Raw genomic sequence first — 13,820 nt, forward strand, 5'->3', positions numbered from 1 at the left:
CCCTCTGTAAGGGACCGCTAAAACGCCCGGTAGAACAGAGTGTGCTGCTAGAACAGGGTGGGCTGCGCCGCCTCGGTTCCGGCCCGCGCGCGGGCCGGAGGTGCCGCCGCCCCGGGGATGCTGCCGGCCGGGTACTGCGCCTCCTCATCCCGGGGATCATTGCTGCCGGGATCGTCGTTGAGATCGCGGTGGCTGAAACCCTGCGATCCCAGGAAACCATGCCGGCCCTTGAAATACCGGATGCGGCCCGACAGCCAGGCCCGGTATTCCTTGGAGGCATAGGAGCCGGTTCCGTAGAGCCGGCGGTACCTGCCGGCGAGCTGGGGATGTTCCCTGGCGATCCACTGCATAAACCACTCCCGGGTTCCGGGCTTGAGGTAGAGGGCTCCTGCGGTGACGCCGGTGGCGCCCGCCGCAGCCAGCGAGCCGAACAGCGAATCCAGTGCCTCGTCGCTGTCCGAGAGCCACGGCAGGATGGGCATGGCCATCACCCCGCAGGGCAGCCCCGCCTCCCGGAGCCGCGTGATCAGTTTCAGGCGGGCCCGGGGACCGGGTGTCCCCGGCTCCACCGCTTCGGAGAGCCGCTCGTCCGTCATCGCCAGAGAGATGCCAACCCCCACGGGAACCTGGGCCGCGGCATGCTTCAGGAGCGGGATGTCCCGGGCCAGCAGGGTGCCCTTGGTCAGGATCGACAGGGGAGTGCCGGAATCGGCCAGCGCCCCGATGATGCCCGGCATCAGCTGGTAGCGGCCCTCGGCCCGCTGGTACGGATCGGTGTTGGTGCCCAGGGCCACATGCTGCCGCCCCCAGGAGGGCCTGGCCAGTTCCCGGCGCAGGACCTCAGCGGCGTTGATCTTGACCACCACCTGGCTGTCGAAGTCCAGCCCGGCATCGAAGTCGAGGTAGGTGTGGCTCTTCCGGGCGAAACAGTAGACACAGGCGTGGCTGCAGCCGCGGTAGGGGTTGATGGTCCACTCAAACGGCATCCGCGAACCGGCGGCCACTTTGTTGAGCACCGATTTGGCGGTGACCTCATGGAAAGTGACCCCGGCGAACTCGGGGGTGGTCACGGAACGCACCAGCCCGATCAGGGGCAGCAGGGGATCGGTGGTCGGGGCGGCCGGGGACGCGCTGCCTGTGCTGCCGCCGGCAGGCGTGGTGACACGCGGTGCGCCGAGTCCCGGGGCCTGGTCGGGGATGACCGTGTCCGCGGGCGCCGGTTTCAGTGCTTGTGCGTCCCATCTCATGGCTCTATTCGAATGTATGTATTGGGTATCTGCTTAGCTGAAGTCAGTCCGCAGATGCGGAACTGACCAGATTCTTCAGAGGCACGGGGCCGGTGTTCATGCACTGTTGGAGCAGCCGGTGGAACAACAGCCCGCGGCTGGCTGACGTCCTGCGGTTGAAGCGGAACGTGAACTCGTCCAGGTAGTAGGCCAGCTGTTCCCGGGAGATGCCCTGGTGCAGGGTGCCGTCAATCCAGCGCTTGAGCTGGGAGGCCGCCATATGCACTGCAGGCATGTTGACGTGCGCCGGGACGTCCGAACCGAGCTGGGTGAAGTATTCGTGCTTGTAGCCAAGCTTGGCGAACCGCCTCAGCTGCCTCGCTCCGTCCGTGCGGATAGTGGAACCCGGGGCGACGACACGTTGGCCGAATTTCACCAATGCGAGCCTCCGGTCGGCCGGCCCGGGCTCGAGGCGGATGCGCCCGATCCGGTTATGGTCCAGATGCTCCGCGGCGATCAGGACGGAGATCTTGTCAGAGCCAAGACCGGGCTTGCCGCGGGCCAAGCCCCCGATGAAGCTCTCGTCGACTTCGACCGTCCCGGAGAGTACTTCCCGGTCGGGCCGGACCATGGCCCGGCGGAACTTATGCATCCAGGCCCACGCCGTTTCGTAGGAGCCCAATCCCAGAACCCGCTGCAGGCCGAGGGCGGACACGCCGTTCTTCTGCGCGGTGACAAACCAAACCGCGGCAAACCATGTGCGCAGCGGAGTGCGGGTGCGGTCAAATATGGTCCCGGCCGTCACCGACGTCCGACGTGAACATACCCGGCACATCCAGAGTCCGGCACCTGTACGCCAGTAGTCGCCGCCACCACATCTGGGGCAGATGAATCCATCCGGCCAACGCAGCTTGGCCAGGTACTCAAGACACGCATCATCGGTGCTGAACCAGTCCTGAAACTGCCCGAATGTCCTGGGATAGTCCACGCCTGCGCGCGGCATCTGCGGCGGTAAATCGGCCATACGCCAGTCTACTTCAGCTAAGCAGCGACGAAGTAGCTCGTGAAACCGCCGTCGCCGCTCGCTACACCCGAGATGGCTTCATTAATGTCGTCCAGCGGCCAGCTCTTCGGTTGGAGCACCGAGATATCGATCGTCCCGCTCCCCAACATGGCCGCGAGTTCCATTGCCTCGGCGGACGTGAACCAGACCGAGCCGAGGAGTTCCATCTGCTCGTTCATCCACCACTTCACATCGACGCTGAGGTCACCTGCCGTTCCGCCGATATTGATGATTCGGCCGCCTCGTCTCACGCCGTGCATTGCATCCTTGAGAAGAGGTTGGCGGGCTCCTCCGCAGCAAGCTCTTTCCCAATGGTGAGGCGAGAATCAGCGCCGTCGATCTCGGCGGTGTTGTGCTCGACCTGACCTACGGTGGCATAGCGGTCTTCCTCAACGTCAACACCGCGGACAGATGGTGCGGCAAGTCCTCACCGCTTTCCGCAGTTCGGTCCGAGTGGCACACGCAGACTGACTTTCACCTTTTGAGGCACGCAGTCGGATCTATCGAGTAGCGGCGTCAACGTCATCTGTGATCCGATGACCGACAACAGTTGCAATGTCACGGGAGCAGCAATGTCACGGGAGCATCGGCCAACACAGTCGGCCGGCCGATGCTGACGGTTTCGTTGTTCGGGGACTAGGCAGGCTTGGCGTAGGTGGCCGCACTCATGATTTCATAGCCCACGAATGCCTCATCGCCTTCGACCCAGGCATCATGGCCAGCGGGAATTGTATAGGCGTCGCCGACGCTAATTGTGGCGCGCGTTCCGTCCTCCATCTCCACTGTTAACGTTCCGGCGGTGCAGAACCCCAGATGGTTATTCTGGCAACTGTCGGTGTGGACCACGGTCTTGACGGTCTCGGACCACCGCCAGCCAGGCTCAAAAGTGAACCTGCCCAAGGTGGTATCACCGAGGGTGACCACGTCAACCTCGGTCTTGGGTGGTCGGCGCTTTTCATCGGGTTCGTTGAATGACTTAAATTCAAGGGCTTTGACAGTTACTGCGGGCATTGTGCCCTCCTCAACAGGGAGTGATTACAACTGTTCATCCGGAAGCGCAATGAGATGCTCCGGGAAAGAGGGTTCGGCAGACACGGGCTGATGTCCGTTCAGCGCGCCTGCCAAACGCCTGCGCGCCCAACTCTATCAGCGTGCTCTCAGCGGCAGGCCGTGTCAATATGCACGGCCTCTCGTTGGCCGCAACCTCAGACCCAGCGTCGATGCGTTGATTAAAGTCTGCGGCTGGGCCTGTTTTCTGGCAGCCGCAAGCGGGTCACTTAGAGCGGACCTTTGGAGCGAATGCTGGCCGGTTGGTTGTCTGATGCTCTGGCCACCCGAGAAGGGAACTCGGGTTAGTTGTCATCAGGCGGCATAGAAGATCGTCACCTGCCGCTGTCCGGACCCATGCCAGGATTTCAGCGAATGTATTTTCTTCGTGTCCGGTGAATGGCCAGTCGCTGCCGAACAGGAGCCGACAAAGCCGAAGCCGTCCTGTCGGAGATCGAGACCCAGGTGATCGCTGAAAAGGGCCCGCTGCCTGCCCCCGCCGAGCCGGTCATCGTCCCGAAGCAGACCAAGGCACCACTCAAGCTCCTGCTCCAGAAAAAGTACCTCGGCCCCACGATCCTCCTCACAGTCCTCTGGGTGACGCAGACCGTTGGCTTCTTCGGGTACTCCAGCTGGGCACCGACGCCGCTGGCCAAAGAAGGCTTCAGCGTAGAGAACTCGATCTTCTGCGTAGCACTTACTAGTCGCCGCCACCACATCTGGGGCAGATGAATCCATCCGGCCAACGCAGCTTGGCCAGGTACTTAAGACACGCATCATCGGTGCTGAACCAGTCCTGAAACTGCCCGAAGTTCTTGGGGTAGTTCACGCCTGCGCGCGGCATCTGCGGCGGCAAATCGGCCATACGCCAGTCTACTTCAGCTAAGCAGATACCCAATATGTATGTTCTAGTTTAAGTCAAGGACCCGGACGGCGGTGCGGACGCGTCACGGACAGCAGGACGGTCGTGGGGCCGAAGGATGTCCCGGAGGCACACCGCGCTCAGGGTGCCTTGCTCCGTCCACATCGACGTGTTGTTGCGGTGCCCCGCTGTTGCCTGCGCTGCAGCCGCCGGTGCCCAGCCAAACCGAAGCGGCCATGAGGCCCAGCACGTCGGCGAAGCCGAGGATGGCGGCCCAGGGCAGTTCGATGTCTCCTGCGTTGAGGTTGTTGAAGAACGAACCTAAGGGAGTGAGTAAAGGCCACAGCACCAGGAAGCTGCGGGTCAAAGCGAACGCGACCGCATAGATGACCCCGAGCCCAAAGAGGAAGACCATGCCTTCGCCGCTCATCCCGTAGCCGACGTGGTACGCGGCGTACAGGGCTGCAGCGATTGCAATGCCGGGGGCCCGCCCGAAACTGGCGCTGAGGCGGGTCTGGATGAAACCTCGGAAGAACACGGTCTCAAATGCGCCCACCGTCAAAGACATCACCAGCAAAGGCACCCAGCCAACCGGTTCGGGAAGGGGGTACCCGAAGAGCGTAATGGCGAACTGAAGGGACGCCAGGATCAATCCCAGGGCTACCGCCGGTTTCCAGTTGCCGAGCCACAGTCCCAGGTCGGACAGCGGCCGCCCCCGGCTGACGGTATAGAACACAGGACCCGCCACCCCCAGGACCAGCCCTGCACCAAAGCACAGGAACAGGCCCAGCACGTTCGTGACAGTGAAGACGGTGAAGGCCACGCGGAACAGCACGACGACCGCGATGTAGAGGGCCGCCACCACGGCGAGATCCAATTTGTCGACTCCCTGCCGACGCCAGGCCGAGGGGCCGGAAACCGCGGCCAGCAGCAACGCCGAAACGGGCACCACCAGACCGTAGAACGTCAGATCAAGGACCGCCAGCAGCAACACGGCGGCGACCAGCCACAAGCACCAGATCCAGGTGCGCCAGCTCTGAACTGCCTGCACTCTCATCAGGGCCGTCCTTTCGCGTCAAGTTCAGTGTGGTGCCAACAGGCCGGTGCCGGAAGAGGCTTTCGACGACTGCTCCGGCGTGTCCCGGGTGCGGAGCCGGTCGCGCCCCGTCCGGCCCTGCTGAAGTTTGCCGACGGCTTGCCTGATCGCACACAGCCGCCGCCGTCCGGCCGCCCGGCGGACTGCCTTGTTAGGCTGGGGCGATGATTCTCCTGACAGGTTTCGAGCCCTTCGGCGGCGAAAGCACCAACCCGTCGTGGCCGGCCGCGCGGGCGGCTGCGGGCCTGCTCCGGGCCGAGGGGCTCGATGCGCAGGCCGTGGAGCTGCCCTGCGTCTTCGGGGAAGCAATCCGGGTGCTGGCAGCGGCGCTGGAGGAGCACCGTCCGGAGCTGGTGATCTGCGCGGGCCAGGCCGGCGGAAGGCCGCGGATCTCGCTGGAACGGATCGCGATCAACTGCGACGACGCGCGGATTCCGGACAACGCCGGCAACTCACCCGTAGACCGGCCGGTTGTCGGCGGGGGACCGGCGGCCTACTTCAGCACTCTGCCGGTGAAGGCGGCGCTCGCGGCTCTCCTGGCGGCCGGGATCCCCGCCGAGGTATCCCAGACCGCAGGCACCTACGTCTGCAACCACGTCTTCTACGGGCTGATGCACGCCCTGCGGCTGCGGCCCGGAACGCGGGGAGGCTTTGTCCACATCCCCTACGAACCGGCCCAGCTGCCGCCGGGGAGCCCTGTCCCGTCCCTGGCACTGGAGCAGCTGACGGAGGCGCTCGCCGTCGTCGTCCGCAGCACCCTGGCGACGACAACGGATCTCAGCATCCCTGCCGGCGCCCTTCACTAGGGGCTGGCCGCGGCCCGGTCTCAGTCGAGCAGTTCCCAGACGACGTCGACGGTGGCACTGATGCTGGACTCGCCGGCCTCCACGGTGAGCGACTCCACGGCGGCGGCCCGCTGCATCCTCGCCACCGGGATGGGTGCCGGGTGGCCGGACTGCTGCGCGAGCGAGACCACCTGGCCCAGGGAGGCACCGGCGAGCGAAGCGAAGTGCCCGGCCGCGGTGAGGGCGTCCTGCCAGGCGGCTTCGCGGGCCCGCGCCGTGACCGCGGCGGGATCGGCGAAGCCGAACTCCAGGCCGTTGAGCCGGACATCGTTGCCGCCGGCCGCGACCGCGGCGGCGATGACCTCCGAGGATCTTCCCGGTTCCCTGAGCCGGACGCTCAGCACGGTCGACGCCAGGTAGCCCGAGACGACCTGGCCCCGGCCCTCCTGCCAGTTCACCTCCGCGCGGACGTTCAGCCCCGACGTCGTGATGTCCGGATTCGCCACGCCGTATTCGCGCAGTACCGCCGAGATGGCTGCCGAGACCCGGCCCGCCTCGCCGTAGGCCGCGCCGACGTCCTCCCGGCGGCACTCGACGCCGATCGAGAGGGTCAGCAGGTCCGGTGCGGCTTCCGCGCTGCCGGATCCGGTGACTGAGATCGTCCTGGGGCTGTCGGTCATGTTATGCCTCGTTCCGTTCGGGGGCCGCTTGGCCCGTCCTGCCGGCGTCGGATCCGGTTTGCCGCTCCGCTGACCGGATCTGGTGGTTGGGGCCGGTGTTCAGCTCCGGGTAGCCGCCGGCCCGGAGGCCGGCGTGCCGTTCGAAAACGTTGCGCGAGCCGGGGTTACCGGTCCGGGCCAGGGACCAGCCTGCCGCGAGGAAATAGAGCGGCAGGAACGGCATGCCCAGGCACCAGGCGTACTGGGTGCAGTGCCGCTCCTCGTGCCCCAGCAGCTCCGGGTTGCCCAGGGCCTGCTCTGGCCCGGACCGGAACAGCACCACATTTCCGACCGCGAAGGCGCCGGCGAGGGGCAGGCGCCAGCGGTAGCCGGTGGCAATGAGCAGTCCCCGGGGGCCGCGGCGGACGGGGGCGCGGGCACAGCCGGCCAGCAACAACCCCAGCGGAGTTGTTGCATTCACTAGATTGGCCAGCTGCCGCAGTCGTTGTCCCGGCGTCATAACGCCATGCTATCCGGGGCCCCGCCTGCGGGATACGCGGCAGTGCAGAGCCCCGTCACGTTCCGGCAGCCGAGCGCGTTCAACTAGACTGAACGGGAGTGCCCGCCGGAGCGTTTTGGCGAGCCCTGCCCTTTGTCAACGCACCGGTCCCCGCACGTGAAGAAGGTCCTGTGGCCGTTGGCATGAACCGACTCGTAGCTAAGAACAGTAGATGACTGAAACTTTGCCGGGCGCCGGCGTCCCGAATCCCCTGGATGAAGCCGCCATTACCGCCGCCGTAGACCAGGCCGTTGCCGCCATTGCCGCCGCCTCCACACTCGATGAACTCAAAGCAGCCCGCCTCGCGCACACCGGAGAGAAGTCCGCGCTGAGCCTGGCCAACCGTGAAATCGGCGGCCTGCCGAAGGACCAGAAGGCCGCCGCCGGAAAGCTCATGGGCTCCTCCCGCGGACGCGTCAACAAGGCGCTCGCGGACCGTACGGCCCAGCTCGAAGCCGAGAACGACGCGCGCATCCTGGTCGAGGAGACCGTGGACGTCACGGCGGCGCCGCGCCGCCGTCGCGCCGGTGCACGCCACCCGCTGTCCACCCTGCAGGAACGCGTCGCGGACATCTTCGTCGGCATGGGCTGGGAGATCGCCGAAGGCCCCGAAGTCGAGTCGGAGTGGTTCAACTTTGACGCGCTGAACTTCAAACCGGACCACCCGGCCCGCGAGATGCAGGACACCTTCTTCGTGGAGCCGCCCGAGGCCCACCTGCTGATGCGCACCCACACCTCCCCGGTGCAGGTCCGCTCCATGCTCGAACGCGAGCTTCCCATCTACGTGCTGTGCCCCGGCAAGGTGTTCCGCACGGATGAGCTCGACGCCACGCACACCCCGGTGTTCCACCAGTTCGAGGGCCTGGCCATCGACAAGAAGCTCAGCATGGCGGACCTCCGCGGCACCCTGGAGCACTTCGCCCGCCAGATGTTCGGCGACGAGGCCCAGATCCGGCTGCGCCCCAACTACTTCCCCTTCACCGAGCCGTCCGCGGAGCTGGACATCTGGCACCCGGGCGCCAAGGGCGGTCCGAGCTGGATCGAATGGGGCGGCTGCGGCATGGTCAATCCCAACGTGCTCCGCGCCGCCGGTATCGACCCGGACATCTATTCAGGTTTTGCCTTCGGCATGGGCATTGAGCGCACGCTCATGTTCCGCAACGAGGTCGGCGACATGCGCGACATGATCGAAGGCGATGTACGTTTCAGCGAGCACTTCGGGATGGAGATCTAACAGTGCGTATCCCACTTTCCTGGCTGCGTGAATTCGCGCAGGTACCGGCCGGAGCAACGGCCGAAGACGTGATGGCCGAACTGGTCAAGGTCGGTTTTGAAGAAGAAGCGGTCCACCGGCCGACGGACATCCTCCGGGGCCCCATCGTGGTGGGCCAGGTTCTGAGCATCGTCAAGGAACCCCAGACCAACGGCAAGACCATCAACTGGTGCCAGGTCCGGGTCGTCCCCGAAGGCCGGCAGCAAAGCCTCACCGGCGAGGGCATCGACCCCTCCGGTGTCCAGGGCATCATCTGCGGTGCCCACAACTTCGTGGAAGGCGACAAGGTGGTGGTCACCCTTCCCGGTGCCGTGCTGCCCGGCGACTTCCACATTTCCGCGCGGAAAACCTATGGCCACCTGTCCGCCGGGATGATCGCCTCGGTGCGTGAGCTCGGCATCGGCGAGGACCACGACGGCATCCTGGTGCTCTCCCGGATCGGGCTGGACCCGGAACTCGGCACCGACGCCATGGAGCTGCTGGATCTCTACGACGAGGCCGCCGAAATCAACGTCACCCCGGACCGCGGTTACGCATTCTCCATCCGCGGCGTGGCCCGCGAATACGCGCACGCCACCGGCACGTCCTTCACCGACCCGGCGTCCCGGGTGCAGGCACCCGCGGCACTGTCCGGCGGGTACGGCGTGAAGCTCAACGATGACGCGCCGATCTACGGCAAGCCCGGCTGCGACCGCTTCGTGGCGCGCACCGTCCGCGGGGTCGACGCCGCAAAGCCGACGCCGCCGTGGATGGCCTCCCGGCTCAGGCTCGCCGGCATCCGCTCGATCTCGCTGCCGGTGGACATCTCGAACTACGTCATGCTCGAACTCGGCCAGCCCACGCACTGCTACGACCTGGACAGGCTGTCGGGCGACATCGTGGTCCGCCGCGCCCTCGCCGGCGAGAAGCTCAAGACCCTCGATGAGAAGGAACGGGCGCTCAACGTCGAGGACCTCCTCATCACCGACGGTTCCGGTGCCATCGGCATCGCCGGGGTGATGGGCGGCGCCGCCACCGAGGTCTCCGGTTCCACCACGAACATCCTGGTGGAGGCTGCGCACTTCGACGAGGTGTCCATCGGACGCTCCCGCCGCCGCCACAAGCTGCCGTCCGAAGCCTCCAAGCGCTTCGAACGCGGCGTCGACTGGCAGGTAGCCGGGATCGCCGCCCAGCGGGTCGTTGACCTTCTGGTCGAACTCGCCGGGGGCACCGCCGATGAGGCGGGGACCGACGTCGGAACCGCACCGGACGCCGTGGCCGTCGAGCTGCCCGCGACCTTCGCCGCGGAACGGATCGGCATCGACTTCACCGAGGAACAGATCCTCACCTCGCTCGAGGACCTCGGCGCCGTCGTCGCAGCAAACGCGACCGGCTGGACGGTGACCGCCCCGAGCTGGCGGAATGACCTGGAAACCAAGGAAGACCTCACCGAGGAGATCGCGCGGCTGGTCGGATATGACAAGATCCCGGCGTCCCTGCCGGTGGCGCCTCCGGGCCGCGGCCTGACCCGCGTCCAGCAGCAGCGCCGTCGTCTGGTCCAGGCCCTGGCCGCTTCCGGCCTCACTGAGGTCCTTGCGTACCCGTTCGTCTCCAAGGCCGCCAATGACACATTCGGCGTGCCCTCGGAAGGTTCCCCGCGCAGGGCCCTCAAACTGGCCAACCCGATCAGCGAGGAGCAGGGCTACCTGCGCACCTCAATCCTGCCGGGCCTGATCGAGGTCGCCAAGCGCAACCACTCCCGCGGCTTCCGCGACCTGGCCCTGTTCGAGGCCGGCCTGGTGTTCCTGCCGGGCGACACGCTTGGCACCGCCACGATCCCGCCGCTCGGCGTCAAGCCCAGCGATGAGGTGCTTGACGGCCTGTACGACGGAGTCCCGGACCAGCCGCTGTACCTCGCCGCCGTCCTCACGGGACACGACTCGCCGGCCGCCGCCGGCCACGTGCCCCGGGCCTGGGACTGGGCGGACGCCCTGGACATCGCCCGGATCGCCGGCGACGTCCTCGGCGTCGACATCGTGATCAGCCAGGGACAGCACCAGGCCTTCCACCCGGGACGGACCGCGCAGCTGGCGCTCCGCACCGGGGAAGTCCTGGGCTACGCCGGTGAGCTGCACCCGAAACTGCTGGCGGCGCACGACATGCCGGCCCGGTCCGTGGCACTCGAGTTCAACGCGGACGCCCTCTTCAAGGCCGCGGCGGACGTGATTGTCGCCCGGCACATCTCCACCTACCCGGTGGCCAGCCAGGACGTTGCCCTGGTGGTTCTACAGGAGATCCCGGCGGAAGATGTGCTGGCAGCACTGCGCGAGGGAGCCGGCGAGCTGCTCGAGGACGTCGCGCTCTTCGACGTTTACGCGGGCAAGGGCATCGAGGAGGGCAGGAAGTCACTGGCCTTCAGCCTGCGCTTCCGTGCGGCGGACCGCACCCTCACGGCGGACGAGGCATCCGCAGCCCGCGAGGCAGCCGTGGCCGTCGCCCACGAGCGCTTCGGAGCAGTCCAACGCTAAAGCCCGGCGGAACCCTCGCCGTTGCCGGAATCACCGTCCGGTCCGTTCGTCTTGCCGACGTCGGACCGGGCGGCGGGGGCTTACTTGATCCGGCCGAGCGGGAGCGTGCCGCGCGCATCACGGATCCGGCAGCGCGGCGGGACTTTTCCGCCGGGCGGATCGCGCTGCGCGGTTTCGCCGCGGAGATCCTCGGCGTGCGCCCCTGGGAGCTGAGGGCCGACTACTCCTGCCCGGACTGCGGCACGGGGCCGGAGCTGGACCACGGCCGGCCCGGCTACCGGCTGCGCGAAGACATTGCCGGCCAAGTCGCGGGCCTCAGCCCCGGCATCAGTCCGGGCATCGGCGGCATTCCCGGTGCCCGCCTGAGCTTGAGTCTTTCCCGCAGCCGCGGCTGGGCCCTGCTGGCCGCCGCTGGCGACCGCGGTCCGGCGACAGCTGTTGGCGTTGACCTGGAGCACAGGTCCGGCGTCGGGTTTCCCGGCTTTGACGAGGTCGTCCTCACCAGGGCGGAACGTCAGCGGCTTTCTGCTCTGCCCCCGGATCTGGTGGACCTTTGGCGCACTGCCGTGTGGGCGCGCAAGGAAGCCCTGCTCAAGGCCCGGGGGACCGGGCTGCGGGTGGACCCAAGCTCGGTCGAGGCCTTCCCGGCGCTGGGGCGCGGAGACTTCCTCATCGAACTGGATACCGTTGCCCTCGGCCTGCCCGAGGGCTTCGCCGCCGTACTGGCAGTCCAGCGAGCAGCCTAGCTGCCGCCGTAATCAGTACGGCAACCCGGACTGTTGGGGCGCGCTGCGCAAAGACCCGGACCAGCCCCGTGAGGGCAATTCCTTCCGGTGACAGCACCATCGGCAACCGTGTGGTCGAGTTATCCACATAGCCTAAGTCCGGTCGACTAATCGTCGCAGGCCCTCGATATTCTGGGTTCATGGAGAGCACCACAAGCTGGAGTGTGGAGGGCAGGGAGGCGCTGGCGGCTGTCGGGGCGTCCTATGCGGCGCTGGTGGGCTTTAAGGGGGCTGCAGCGCGCCGCGCTGATCCGTTCGGCGCTGACTTCACTGACTTGGCTGACGGTGGCCGCACTGACTTGGCTGGCGTTGACGGTAGTGATCCGTTGTGGGATGATCCGTTGCACGATCTGGTGGATGATTCCCTGGACCGCCTCGCCCTGATTGGAGGGATGGAGGCCCAGCTTGCGGCGTTGAAGGTCTGCGCGGCCGCGGACTACGTGCGGGCCGCCGACGCTTTGGCGCCGCCGGCGGTGGCGCTGCACGACAACATGGGCCAGGAGATGGCGGTGACGGCGGAGGTCGCGTGTGCCCTGACCGTGAGCGAGCAGACCGCCGGGGCGTTCCTGGGTGACTGCCTGGCCCTGACGAAGACGTTGCCGCTGACCCTCGCCGCGCTGACGGCGGGCACGATTTCCTGGGCGCACGCCCGGATCATGGTGGACGAAACGACCAGCCTGGACCCGGCCGGGGCGGCGGCGTTGGAGGCGCACTTCCTGGACCCGGCCGCCCCGAATCCGGCCCGGGGGTGCCCGGCCGGGGAACTGGTCCCGGGCAGGTTCCGGGCCAAGGCCCGGACGTGGCGTGAACGCCATCACCGGGAGAGCATCGAACAGCGCCATGCCAGGTGCGCGGCGGACCGGCGGGTCGAGTTCCGCCCGGACAGTGACGGGATGGCCTGGTTCTCCGCCTACCTTCCGGCCGATACCGCCGCGGGGATCTGGGAACGGACCACCGCGGCCGCCCGCGCCCTGCAGGGCCCGGACGAGGAACGCACCCTGACCCAGCTCCGCGCCGACATCGCCGCCACCTGGCTGCTCACCACCGGCGGAACAGCGGATGGCGGCAGAACGGGCGGTACCGGCGTGGCCGGCGGCGGAAGCTGCGGATCCTGCCGCGGCACCGGCGCCGGCGCGGCCGACGGCATGTGCGCCGGGGCGGGCGGGGGTGTGCCGTCGCCGCGGGCGCAGGTCCTGATCACCGTCCCGGTCCTGTCCCTGCTCGGCGCCGGGGAGGAACCGGCGATGCTGGACGGATACGGGCCGATCCCGCCCTCGATGGCCCGCCGCCTGATCACCGACGGCGCCGGGTCCTTCCACCGGGTCCTGGTTGACCCGCGGGACGGGGCGCCGCTGGAAATCGGCCGCACCAGCTACCGCCTCACCAAAGCCCAGCGGCACTGGCTGATGCTCCGTGACGGGAGATGCCCGTTCCCGGGGTGCAACAACCACTCCCTGGACAACGAAGCGGACCACCTCCTGGCCTGGGCCGACGGAGGCACCACCGGGATCACCAACCTCGGGCAGCCCTGCCGCAAACACCACAAGCTCAAACACAACTCAGCCTGGACACCGGCCGGGGCCAGCAAAACCGCCCCGCCCGGCTGGACCTCCCCGACCGGACGGCACTACCCCAGCGAACAGCAGGACTGGGAACCACCCCACTGGCCGGACGGAATCCTGGACACAGAATCACACCCGGATATAGATGCAGACGTGACTGAAGACATGGATGCAGCGATGAGCACGGACCCGTATGCAGACAGAGACCCGGACCCAGCCCTCGGTCCGGAACCGGATATGGACCGAGACCTGTACCGCGACCTGCCCGAGTACCCCGGCCCCGATCCGGAACAGGAACAGGAACTGCCGAAGGATCCCTTCCCGGACTGCGACCTCTTCACGGCGGGGTACCCGTCCCGGGCCGCCGCCGAAGCCGCCGCCTAAATAGTCGCTCTT

General features: G+C 67.2%; 14 protein-coding genes. 6 read left to right on the forward strand and 8 right to left on the reverse strand.

The features are described from left to right. Window positions 1-47 precede the first annotated feature (47 nt). The 4 genes from ASPU41_RS12680 to ASPU41_RS12695 all read right to left on the reverse strand — a co-directional run bounded on the left by ASPU41_RS12680 (window position 48) and on the right by ASPU41_RS12695 (window position 3,300). Window positions 48-1,247, reverse strand: coding sequence for an Rv2578c family radical SAM protein (locus tag ASPU41_RS12680; RefSeq protein WP_083266497.1), 1,200 nt, complete (start codon window positions 1,245-1,247; stop codon window positions 48-50). Window positions 1,248-1,290: 43 nt separating this feature from the next. Continuing rightward, window positions 1,291-2,250, reverse strand: coding sequence for an IS1595 family transposase (locus tag ASPU41_RS12685; RefSeq protein WP_083266498.1), 960 nt, complete (start codon window positions 2,248-2,250; stop codon window positions 1,291-1,293). 17 nt (window positions 2,251-2,267) lie between these two features. Then, window positions 2,268-2,549, reverse strand: coding sequence for a hypothetical protein (locus tag ASPU41_RS12690; RefSeq protein ID WP_069951220.1), 282 nt, complete (start codon window positions 2,547-2,549; stop codon window positions 2,268-2,270). A 376-nt stretch (window positions 2,550-2,925) separates the two neighbouring features. After that, the gene (locus ASPU41_RS12695; protein ID WP_069951221.1) at window positions 2,926-3,300 is read right to left on the reverse strand and encodes a cupin domain-containing protein; all 375 of its coding nucleotides are present in this window, start codon (window positions 3,298-3,300) and stop codon (window positions 2,926-2,928) included. Between the two features lie 435 nt (window positions 3,301-3,735). On the opposite strand from ASPU41_RS12695, the gene ASPU41_RS12700 reads away from it, so the two are divergent. After that, window positions 3,736-4,068: a hypothetical protein gene (locus ASPU41_RS12700; RefSeq protein ID WP_069951222.1), complete on the forward strand. Its 333-nt coding sequence runs from the start codon at window positions 3,736-3,738 to the stop codon at window positions 4,066-4,068. Here the strand turns inward: ASPU41_RS12700 and ASPU41_RS22075 are convergent. Together ASPU41_RS22075 and ASPU41_RS12705 are read right to left on the reverse strand one after the other, a co-directional pair. Beyond that, a complete protein-coding gene (locus ASPU41_RS22075; protein WP_083266499.1) occupies window positions 4,037-4,201 on the reverse strand; it encodes a transposase in 165 nt (54 codons plus the stop codon). The genes ASPU41_RS12700 and ASPU41_RS22075 overlap by 32 nt on opposite strands. A gap of 82 nt (window positions 4,202-4,283) precedes the next feature. Then, on the reverse strand, window positions 4,284-5,255 hold the full coding sequence (locus ASPU41_RS12705; protein ID WP_083266500.1) for a CPBP family intramembrane glutamic endopeptidase: 972 nt from the start codon (window positions 5,253-5,255) through the stop codon (window positions 4,284-4,286). A gap of 203 nt (window positions 5,256-5,458) precedes the next feature. Between ASPU41_RS12705 and pcp the strand changes: the two genes are divergently transcribed. Further along, window positions 5,459-6,100, forward strand: a complete 642-nt coding sequence (pcp, locus tag ASPU41_RS12710) for a pyroglutamyl-peptidase I (protein ID WP_069951224.1) — start codon at window positions 5,459-5,461, stop codon at window positions 6,098-6,100. 20 nt (window positions 6,101-6,120) lie between these two features. Here the strand turns inward: pcp and ASPU41_RS12715 are convergent, their stop codons facing one another. Further along, window positions 6,121-6,759, reverse strand: a complete 639-nt coding sequence (locus ASPU41_RS12715) for an SIMPL domain-containing protein (protein ID WP_069951225.1) — start codon at window positions 6,757-6,759, stop codon at window positions 6,121-6,123. 1 nt (window position 6,760) lies between these two features. After that, window positions 6,761-7,258, reverse strand: coding sequence for a hypothetical protein (locus tag ASPU41_RS12720; RefSeq protein WP_231941067.1), 498 nt, complete (start codon window positions 7,256-7,258; stop codon window positions 6,761-6,763). A gap of 211 nt (window positions 7,259-7,469) precedes the next feature. Between ASPU41_RS12720 and pheS the strand changes: the two genes are divergently transcribed. The 4 genes from pheS to ASPU41_RS12740 all read left to right on the forward strand — a co-directional run bounded on the left by pheS (window position 7,470) and on the right by ASPU41_RS12740 (window position 13,808). After that, a complete protein-coding gene (gene pheS, locus ASPU41_RS12725) occupies window positions 7,470-8,531 on the forward strand; it encodes a phenylalanine--tRNA ligase subunit alpha (RefSeq protein ID WP_069951226.1) in 1,062 nt (353 codons plus the stop codon). 2 nt (window positions 8,532-8,533) lie between these two features. Continuing rightward, entirely contained in the window at window positions 8,534-11,077 is a 2,544-nt protein-coding gene (gene pheT, locus ASPU41_RS12730) for a phenylalanine--tRNA ligase subunit beta (RefSeq protein ID WP_069951227.1), read from the forward strand. A gap of 194 nt (window positions 11,078-11,271) precedes the next feature. Then, complete coding sequence (locus ASPU41_RS12735) at window positions 11,272-11,823, forward strand: 4'-phosphopantetheinyl transferase family protein (RefSeq protein WP_069951228.1); 552 nt, start codon at window positions 11,272-11,274, stop codon at window positions 11,821-11,823. 179 nt (window positions 11,824-12,002) lie between these two features. After that, window positions 12,003-13,808, forward strand: a complete 1,806-nt coding sequence (locus ASPU41_RS12740) for an HNH endonuclease signature motif containing protein (protein WP_069951229.1) — start codon at window positions 12,003-12,005, stop codon at window positions 13,806-13,808. The last annotated feature ends 12 nt before the right edge of the window (window positions 13,809-13,820 follow it).

It is taken from the genome of Arthrobacter sp. U41 (assembly GCF_001750145.1).
Lineage (GTDB): Bacteria > Actinomycetota > Actinomycetes > Actinomycetales > Micrococcaceae > Arthrobacter.

Bases quoted from the DNA above. Each gene is read 5' to 3' on its own strand.
- ASPU41_RS12700 (WP_069951222.1), top strand. From the start codon at position 3,736: ATGGCCAGTCGCTGCCGAACAGGAGCCGACAAAGCCGAAGCCGTCCTG.
- ASPU41_RS12720 (WP_231941067.1), bottom strand. From the start codon at position 7,258: ATGACGCCGGGACAACGACTGCGGCAGCTGGCCAATCTAGTGAATGCA.
- ASPU41_RS12685 (WP_083266498.1), bottom strand. From the start codon at position 2,250: ATGGCCGATTTACCGCCGCAGATGCCGCGCGCAGGCGTGGACTATCCC.
- ASPU41_RS12680 (WP_083266497.1), bottom strand. From the start codon at position 1,247: ATGAGATGGGACGCACAAGCACTGAAACCGGCGCCCGCGGACACGGTC.
- pheS (WP_069951226.1), top strand. From the start codon at position 7,470: ATGACTGAAACTTTGCCGGGCGCCGGCGTCCCGAATCCCCTGGATGAA.
- pcp (WP_069951224.1), top strand. From the start codon at position 5,459: ATGATTCTCCTGACAGGTTTCGAGCCCTTCGGCGGCGAAAGCACCAAC.
- ASPU41_RS12695 (WP_069951221.1), bottom strand. From the start codon at position 3,300: ATGCCCGCAGTAACTGTCAAAGCCCTTGAATTTAAGTCATTCAACGAA.
- ASPU41_RS22075 (WP_083266499.1), bottom strand. From the start codon at position 4,201: ATGGCCGATTTGCCGCCGCAGATGCCGCGCGCAGGCGTGAACTACCCC.
- ASPU41_RS12715 (WP_069951225.1), bottom strand. From the start codon at position 6,759: ATGACCGACAGCCCCAGGACGATCTCAGTCACCGGATCCGGCAGCGCG.
- ASPU41_RS12705 (WP_083266500.1), bottom strand. From the start codon at position 5,255: ATGAGAGTGCAGGCAGTTCAGAGCTGGCGCACCTGGATCTGGTGCTTG.
- ASPU41_RS12690 (WP_069951220.1), bottom strand. From the start codon at position 2,549: ATGCACGGCGTGAGACGAGGCGGCCGAATCATCAATATCGGCGGAACG.
- ASPU41_RS12740 (WP_069951229.1), top strand. From the start codon at position 12,003: ATGGAGAGCACCACAAGCTGGAGTGTGGAGGGCAGGGAGGCGCTGGCG.